Annotated in this window: 8 protein-coding genes; 2 read left to right on the top strand and 6 right to left on the bottom strand. The window is 57.1% G+C overall.

All coding sequences use genetic code 11. The features are described from left to right. Positions 1 to 82 precede the first annotated feature (82 nt). From HMPREF3096_RS09505 to HMPREF3096_RS09480, 6 genes are all read right to left on the bottom strand, one after another. Positions 83 to 586: a protein disulfide oxidoreductase gene (locus HMPREF3096_RS09505; RefSeq protein ID WP_032731237.1), complete on the bottom strand. Its 504-nt coding sequence runs from the start codon at positions 584 to 586 to the stop codon at positions 83 to 85. After that, on the bottom strand, positions 576 to 1187 hold the full coding sequence (locus tag HMPREF3096_RS09500) for a DsbA family protein (protein WP_032731236.1): 612 nt from the start codon (positions 1185 to 1187) through the stop codon (positions 576 to 578). The genes HMPREF3096_RS09505 and HMPREF3096_RS09500 overlap by 11 nt, the downstream gene beginning before the upstream one ends. Before the next feature lies 1 nt (position 1188). After that, on the bottom strand, positions 1189 to 3198 hold the full coding sequence (locus HMPREF3096_RS09495) for a protein-disulfide reductase DsbD family protein (RefSeq protein ID WP_032731235.1): 2010 nt from the start codon (positions 3196 to 3198) through the stop codon (positions 1189 to 1191). Between the two features lie 49 nt (positions 3199 to 3247). Then, entirely contained in the window at positions 3248 to 3607 is a 360-nt protein-coding gene (locus tag HMPREF3096_RS09490; protein ID WP_012967243.1) for a hypothetical protein, read from the bottom strand. Between the two features lie 124 nt (positions 3608 to 3731). Then, positions 3732 to 5165 (bottom strand): 6-phospho-beta-glucosidase BglA, encoded by a 1434-nt coding sequence (gene bglA, locus HMPREF3096_RS09485; protein WP_012967244.1) that lies wholly within the window; start codon positions 5163 to 5165, stop codon positions 3732 to 3734. 113 nt (positions 5166 to 5278) lie between these two features. Continuing rightward, positions 5279 to 6013: a MurR/RpiR family transcriptional regulator gene (locus HMPREF3096_RS09480; RefSeq protein ID WP_015703423.1), complete on the bottom strand. Its 735-nt coding sequence runs from the start codon at positions 6011 to 6013 to the stop codon at positions 5279 to 5281. A gap of 50 nt (positions 6014 to 6063) precedes the next feature. Between HMPREF3096_RS09480 and yqfB the strand changes: the two genes are divergently transcribed. Then, the gene (gene yqfB / locus HMPREF3096_RS09475; protein ID WP_015703422.1) at positions 6064 to 6375 is read left to right on the top strand and encodes a N(4)-acetylcytidine aminohydrolase; all 312 of its coding nucleotides are present in this window, start codon (positions 6064 to 6066) and stop codon (positions 6373 to 6375) included. A 164-nt stretch (positions 6376 to 6539) separates the two neighbouring features. Continuing rightward, the gene (gene trhA / locus HMPREF3096_RS09470; RefSeq protein WP_008806429.1) at positions 6540 to 7199 is read left to right on the top strand and encodes a PAQR family membrane homeostasis protein TrhA; all 660 of its coding nucleotides are present in this window, start codon (positions 6540 to 6542) and stop codon (positions 7197 to 7199) included. Positions 7200 to 7239: the final 40 nt, after the last annotated feature.

Here is a 7239-nt window from a genome sequence, read left to right as displayed (position 1 = left end):
GCGGCTACGCCTTATCCGGGCTACCCAACGATGCGTACCCGTAGCCCGGCTAAGCGCAGCGCGAGCCGGGGAAACCGACGGTCTACCAGGAGGCCAGCCACAGCCTCAGGCGCATTCCCCAACCGCTGGTCCAGCCGGTGGTAACCGACTTCACCTCGCCTTGAGAAATGACCACCAGCGTTGGCGTTACCCGAATGTCCCACTGCCGCGCCAGTTGGCCGCTCGGGTCATTCACCGTCGGCAGCGTCATTTTCTTCCTGGTCAGCCACTTCTCCAGCGCGGCGTTATCGCCGGAACGCAGGGCTACCGTCAGCACATTGCCGCCGTCGGCGGCAAGTGATGCCACCGACGGCGTGGTATAGCGACAGACTCCGCACCAGGTCGCCCAGACGTACAGCAGCAGCGGCTTTTGCTGGCTCATGGCGTTCAGATCCAGCGTCCTGCCGTCGAGTGTCTGCAGCGATGTGGCGCTGACGTTTTGCGGCAGCGCGGGCTGGCGAAAATAATCCACCGCCAGGCTCACCGCCGCGCCAATCAGCAGCCACACCGCCAGCTCGCGCAGCCAGCGCCTGATTTTACTGGCCACGGGCTTTCGCCAGCTGTTCTTTCACCAGCCCCTCCAGGTCTTCAGCAGGGATCGCGCCGGCCACCATCTGATCGCCGATGATGGTCGCCGGGGTGCCCTGAATATTCAGCACCTGCGACAAAATCAGGTTCATCTTCAGCGAATCCATGGTCTTGTCATCAATATTCACGCTATCGGTGGCGGTTTTCTTCTGCGCGGCGGCGATACTGGCGTCATCGTGATAGCCTTTTTTTGCCATCAGCCGCTGATGCAGCGCCCAGAATTTATCGGGCTGCTGACGCCAGGTGGAGAGCGCGGCTTTAGCGGCATTCACCGAACTCTGCCCTTTAAACGGCAGCAGCTTAACGATGATCTGAATATCCGGATTATCGTGGACGATTTTTTCCAGCAGCGGATCAAACTGTTTGCAGTAAGGACAGTTGTAATCGGTAAACGAGACGATTGTGAGTTTTGGCTCTTTCGCGCCGGTGCGCGGGCTATTCGGATCGTTAAACAGCAGCTGGGCTAACTGGTCATTTCCGTTCGATTGCGGTTTTTCCGCCGGCGAGGCGAAGCTGAAGGCCGATACGCACAGCAGTAATAAGGCGGTGATAGCTCTCATGTTATTTTCCTTTAGCGGCGGACAGGGTGGCGAGAAGTTGTTCGCGGTCTAACAGCGCAGGCAGGATCTCTCCCTGCGGCAATCCCGGTCCGTAAATCTGGTTAAACGGCACCGCGGCGTTGCCGCGTGCGGTTAAAAACTGACTAATGTCGGCGGAGGGTCGGCTCCAGTCGCCGCGTAAGGCGACCACGTCTGGCGCTGATAGCGCCTGCTGGATGTTGTCGCGCAGCAGCACGTTGTATTTATTGGCTTTACAGGTCACGCACCAGTCGGCGGTGACATCAATAAATACCCGTTTATGCTCCGCAAGGCCGTTAGCGATAGCCTGCTCGCTGAGCGGCTGCCAGTTAACCCGGTCGCGGCGCGGGCCCTGGCCGTCCTGTTGGACGACAAAGGCGACGGCGCCCGCCACAACGATGGCCAGAGCGCCCGCGCGCAGCGCCGTACGCCAGCGGTAGCGCCAGGCGGTGGCCAATAGCAGGCCGATGGCCAGAATCACCAGCAGGGTAAGCACCGGCGTGCGGCCGATGTGGATCGTCAGCAGGCTAACCAGCCATAGTGCTGAACCAAGCATCATTAGCCCCAACACCACGCGCAGATGATTCATCCAGCGGCCTGGACGTGGAAGTCGTTGCGCCAGCCCCGGCCAGGCGACAATAAGCAGCCACGGCAGGCTCATGCCGATCCCCATGGCGAAGAAAATCCCCCACAGCAGCGGCAACGGCGCCACCAGCGCCACCGACACGGCGGTACCGAGGAACGGCGCGGTACAGGGCGTCGCCAGCAGGGTGGCGAAGGCGCCCTGCCAAAAATGGCCCATCAAGCCGTTGCCGCCGCGGGTGGCGAGGAAGGTACTGGCGCTGGAGGAGAGACGGATTTCGAATAGTCCCAATAAACTGGCGCTGAACAGCACCATCACCAGTGCCATCGCGCTGATAAACCACGGGTTCTGGAACTGGATCCCCCAGCCGAGCGCCTGATTACCTAAGCGTAGCGCGGTCATCATCAGCGCCAGCGCCAGGAAGGAGACGACGATCCCGCATACCGAGGCGAGGAACTGCCGCCGCACCGCGCCGCGTTCGCGACGTTCGGTTTGCACCAATGAGCCGAGTTTCATCGCCAGCACCGGCAGCACGCAAGGCATGACGTTGAGGATAAGCCCGCCGGCCAGCGCCATCAGCAGCACCCAGCCTAACGCCAGCCCCGGCGCGGTACTGCCGGCGGCGATGGCGATTTGGCTTTCCTGCGCCTGGCCGCTATCGGCCAGCACCAGCGACAGCGTTTTGCCGCTCAGATCCGGCGCCGCTTCGCCCCAGCTATCGGTGACCGGTACGGTGGCGGTCAACGTATCGCCGCGGCTGGTAAAGCTCGGCGTGCCGAAATCGACATCCTCCATGCTGTCGATAAACAGCGCTGGCTGCTGCCAGCCGGCATCGCGGCGGGCGGTCACCGTCAGTTTGCCGCTGACGTAGCTGGCGGTCAGCTGCGAAGTCAGGCCATCGCGCAGCGGCAGCGTGCCCATCGCGCGGGTGAAATCGTAATTAAATTGCTCCCCTGCCGGAGCCGTCATATCCAGCGAAAAGGGGTAGTCAGTGAGAATGCAGACATTGCTGCAGGTAGAGAGCGTCAGGACGCCGCTAAGCGTCGGCGGTATTTTCCCGCGCAGGGTCATCGGGAAGCTGACGTCGCCGTGATACCCCTGAGTGGAAATACCCGCGACGTCGAAGCGCTGCGGCGTCGGCCAGCGCCAGTTAACCTCCAGCGGCGTGTGCCAGGCGATAGCTGGCGCGATGCCGCCTTCGCCCGGCGAACGCCAGTAGGTTTTCCAGCCCTTTTCCAGCGCTACGTCTAAAAGCAGTCGGGTGTCGCCATTGCCTTCGCTTTGCGCCCGCAGGCGCACGCTGGCGTGTTGATTGTCGGCGACGCGCAGCCAGCCGCTATCGGCGGCCTGGCTGACGGGCAGCCATAGCCAAAGCAGGCAGACCAGCAGTCGCCTGAATACCATAAACATAAATTTTCTCCGTAAGTAATAAATTAACCTGAGCTGTCAGGAGAATTAATCACTCACGGAAGACGCATAATCGCAGATGCACCCGCAATCGGGGTGGGGAGATAACGCGGGGAGGCCACTGGCGTTCGATACGCGGCGGGATCGCCGCCAGCACCGCCAGCAGCAGAGTGATAGCCAACAGCGCCCCTTCAAACAGCATCGGCGGAACGGCCATCAGCGACTTGGCGCTGAGCTCGCACGGCGTGACCGGCGCCTCGGCCTTATCCGGGTTTTGCTGTAGCGACGGGCTGTCGGCGGTGAGGTTCATGACCAGCGCGTGCATCCCGGCCATCCGCTGGGCGGTGCAGGTCAGCACCACCAGACAGGCCAGGAGGACAAAAAGAATGGCTTTGCGTTGTCGCTTAATCATGGTCGCCTCAAATATTCACGAGGCCTATCTTATCGGGCGAACGCGTTTTAGCAATGGTAAAGCTGTAAAGAAGTGTCTGGCGGATAAGTGATTTGCCCCCTCCCGGCCGGGAGAGGGCGGTCAATTACAGATTCTCGCCGTTGCTGGCGATAACCGCTTTGTACCAGTTAAAGCTCTTTTTGCGCGAGCGGGACATATCGCCGGTGCCGTCGTCGTGTTTATTAACGTAGATGAAGCCGTAGCGTTTGCTGTACTGCCCGGTAGTGAAGGAGACGCAGTCGATGCAGCCCCATGGGGTATAGCCCATCAGATCGACGCCGTCATAAGTCACCGCTTTGATCATCTCTTCGACGTGGGCGCGCAGATAATCGATGCGGTAGTCATCGTTGATGCTGCCGTCGGCTTCGACTTTGTCGTAGGCGCCGAAGCCGTTTTCCACGATAAACAGCGGCTTCTGGTAGCGCTCATACAGTTCGCACAGGGCGTAGCGCAGGCCAACCGGGTCAATCTGCCAGCCCCAGTCGGAGGCTTTGACGTGCGGGTTCGGCACGCTGCCTTCGAAACCGGAAATGGCATCGCCGGTGCCGCCCTCAGCTTTCACCGCGTTGGTCATGTAGTAGCTGAAGCCGAGGTAGGCGCAGGTGCCTTCGCGCAGGATCTGCGCGTCGCCGTCTTCCATTTTGATGTTGAAGCCACGGCGTTCCCATTCATTCAACACATAGCTCGGGTAGTAACCGCGCAACTGGACATCGGTAAAGACGTAGCGTTCGCGCATCGACTCCTGGGCGAACATGACATCTTCCGGTTTGCAGGAATAAGGGTAGAGGGCGACCATCGCCAGCATGCAGCCGACCTGCATTTCCGGGTTGATACGACGGGCCGCTTTCACCGCCAGCGCGCTGGCGACGAACTGGTGATGCAGCACCTGGTACATGGTCTCTTCCGGATTTTCATGCTCGGTATAGACCACGCCGGAACAGCAGTAGCCGAACAGCGGCGCGCGCCAGTTGCGCTGGTTATTGATCTCGTTGAAGGTCATCCAGTATTTCACTTTGTGCTTATAGCGCTCGAAGACCACTTCGGCGAAGCGTACAAAGAAATCGACCACTTTGCGGTTGGTCCAGCCGCCGTACTGCTGTACCAGATGCAGCGGCATTTCAAAGTGGGAAAGGGTGATCACCGGCTCGATGTTGTACTTCAGCAGTTCATCGAACATGTCATCGTAGAATTTCAGCCCTTCTTCATTCGGCTGAGTTTCGTCGCCCTGCGGGAAGATGCGGGTCCAGGCAATAGAGGTGCGGAAGCACTTGAAGCCCATCTCGGCGAACAGCTTGATGTCTTCTTTGTAGTGGCCGTAGAAATCGACCGCTTCATGATTAGGGTAATATTTACCCGCTTCGACCTGGTGGGTGATTTCGCGCGGTACGCCGTGCGCCCCGCCGGTCAGCACGTCGCAGATGCTCGGGCCTTTGCCGCCTTTATTCCAGCCGCCTTCAACCTGATGCGCGGCGACCGCGCCGCCCCACAAAAAGTCTTTGGGAAGAGTCAATTTTTTCATCTTTGCTAATCTCTATGAATAACTATTGCGATTGAGTCTAGCAAAGCGAAATTGAATGTCACGATATAACAAATCCCGCTAAAGGTAATATGTTACATCGAAAAAACAGGCTGTTATTTTAAGCCGATTTTGCGCGCTAATTTACGCCCCAGGGATTCGAGAATATATATCACCGGAATCTGTGTTGTAATATCGTAAACGCCGCCGATGCGCGTTTGCGGCACGTGCCAGGAGAGATTGAAATCAGCCAGTTTTGCCAGCCGCGAATGTTCATGGCTGGTAATCGACATCACCTTACAGTGATGCAGGCTGAACTGGCTGGCAAAGCGCAGGATCTCTTCGGTTTCACCGGAGACGGAAAGCACAATCGCCAGCGCGTTGCGAGCCATATCATTGGTGACCGGGAAATAAGGATCGTCAATATGGTTGCTGAATTTCCCGACGTTGGAAAAGAAGCGCGCGCCATATTTCGCCAGCGCGCCGGAGGTGCCGGCGCCGACGAAAATAATACGCTCGGAGGACAGAATAATATCGACGGCTTGTTCGAGCAATTGATCGAACTCGTCATTATTGACGCTTTTAAAAAAGCTCATTATTTCGCTGGCGCCGATATTTGCCTGTTGAGGCTCATTCTGCTCAAGATATAATTTAAAGCGTACGCGAAATTCAGAGTAGCCCTCGCACTGCAGTTTGCGACAGAAGCGCAACACGGTAGTGGTGGAGACCCCGGCGGCCTCGGCCAGTTCGCGAATAGTCATGTACATCACTTTGTCACGATTCTTAATGACGTAGTGGTAGACCATCATCTCAAGATTATTGAGACTAGCGACAGCGGCGTGGGAGAACATACTCACAGTGGCGAACTCACAATTCATAAAGACCAGGACGGAATTATATCATGCAGGCTAATGACATTACCTTTTTTCAGCGTTTTCAGGACGACATCCTGGCCGGGCGCAAAACGATCACCATTCGCGATGCGGCGGAGTCGCACTTTAAGGCCGGTGATGTGCTGCGCGTCGGACGCTATGAAGATGACGGCTACTTCTGCACTATCGCCGTTACCGCGACCTCAACGGTGACCCTCGACACGCTAACTGAACAGCATGCTCAACAGGAGAATATGACCCTCGAACAACTGCGGCAGGTCATCAGTGAAATCTATCCTGCGGAAGATCGGTTTTATGTTATTGAATTCAAACGTCTTTAAATAAAACCAGCACAACTGTTAGTTGAAATATTGTTGTAACACTATGATTTTAATGTATTTACAAATATACATCGTTTTATTTTAGCTAACAGGTGTTCACTGGAATCATTCTCAGTTAACCTAAGTGGGCAATGAAAGCGTTCTTGTTTTCACGGAGTCAAAATATGGTTCGCAAACCATTAATCACTCAGGGATATTCTCTGGCAGAGGAAGTTGCCAACAGCATCAGTCACGGGATCGGGCTGGTGTTCGGTATTGTCGGCCTTGTGTTGCTGCTGGTGCAGGCGGTAGACACGAACGCCAGCGCGACGGCGATCACCAGCTACAGCCTGTACGGCGGCAGTATGATTATGCTGTTCCTCGCTTCCACGCTCTATCACGCTATCCCGCATCAGCGGGCGAAACAGTGGCTGAAGAAATTCGATCACTGCGCCATCTACTTGCTGATTGCCGGAACCTACACGCCATTTTTGCTGGTGGGATTGAATTCGCCGCTGGCAAAGGGGTTGATGATTGTCATCTGGAGCCTGGCGCTACTGGGGATCCTGTTTAAGCTGACTATCGCGCACCGCTTTAAAATTTTGTCGCTGGTGACCTATCTGACGATGGGCTGGCTGTCGCTTATCGTGGTCTATCAGCTGGCAGTGAAGCTGGCGGTGGGCGGCGTAACGCTGCTGGCGGTCGGCGGGGTGGTGTACTCGCTGGGGGTTATCTTCTACGTCTGCAAACGTATTCCCTATAACCACGCTATCTGGCACGGCTTCGTGCTCGGCGGCAGCGTGTGTCACTTCCTGGCGATCTATCTGTACGTCGGCCAGTCCTGATTAAACTTCCACGGTGGCGCTGCGCTTACCGTGGCTACGG

The sequence above is a fragment of the Klebsiella sp. HMSC25G12 genome (assembly GCF_001807705.1).
In the GTDB taxonomy this organism is placed as follows: Bacteria; Pseudomonadota; Gammaproteobacteria; order Enterobacterales; family Enterobacteriaceae; genus Klebsiella; species Klebsiella variicola.
This window is presented reverse-complemented; position numbering and strand designations above follow the sequence as displayed.

What these genes read in the sequence shown, in the direction of transcription:
- HMPREF3096_RS09500 (WP_032731236.1), bottom strand. Translation starts at nt 1,187, where the DNA reads ATGAGAGCTATCACCGCCTTATTACTGCTGTGCGTATCGGCCTTCAGC.
- HMPREF3096_RS09495 (WP_032731235.1), bottom strand. Translation starts at nt 3,198, where the DNA reads ATGTTTATGGTATTCAGGCGACTGCTGGTCTGCCTGCTTTGGCTATGG.
- HMPREF3096_RS09490 (WP_012967243.1), bottom strand. Translation starts at nt 3,607, where the DNA reads ATGATTAAGCGACAACGCAAAGCCATTCTTTTTGTCCTCCTGGCCTGT.
- bglA (WP_012967244.1), bottom strand. Translation starts at nt 5,165, where the DNA reads ATGAAAAAATTGACTCTTCCCAAAGACTTTTTGTGGGGCGGCGCGGTC.
- HMPREF3096_RS09480 (WP_015703423.1), bottom strand. Translation starts at nt 6,013, where the DNA reads ATGTTCTCCCACGCCGCTGTCGCTAGTCTCAATAATCTTGAGATGATG.
- yqfB (WP_015703422.1), top strand. Translation starts at nt 6,064, where the DNA reads ATGCAGGCTAATGACATTACCTTTTTTCAGCGTTTTCAGGACGACATC.
- trhA (WP_008806429.1), top strand. Translation starts at nt 6,540, where the DNA reads ATGGTTCGCAAACCATTAATCACTCAGGGATATTCTCTGGCAGAGGAA.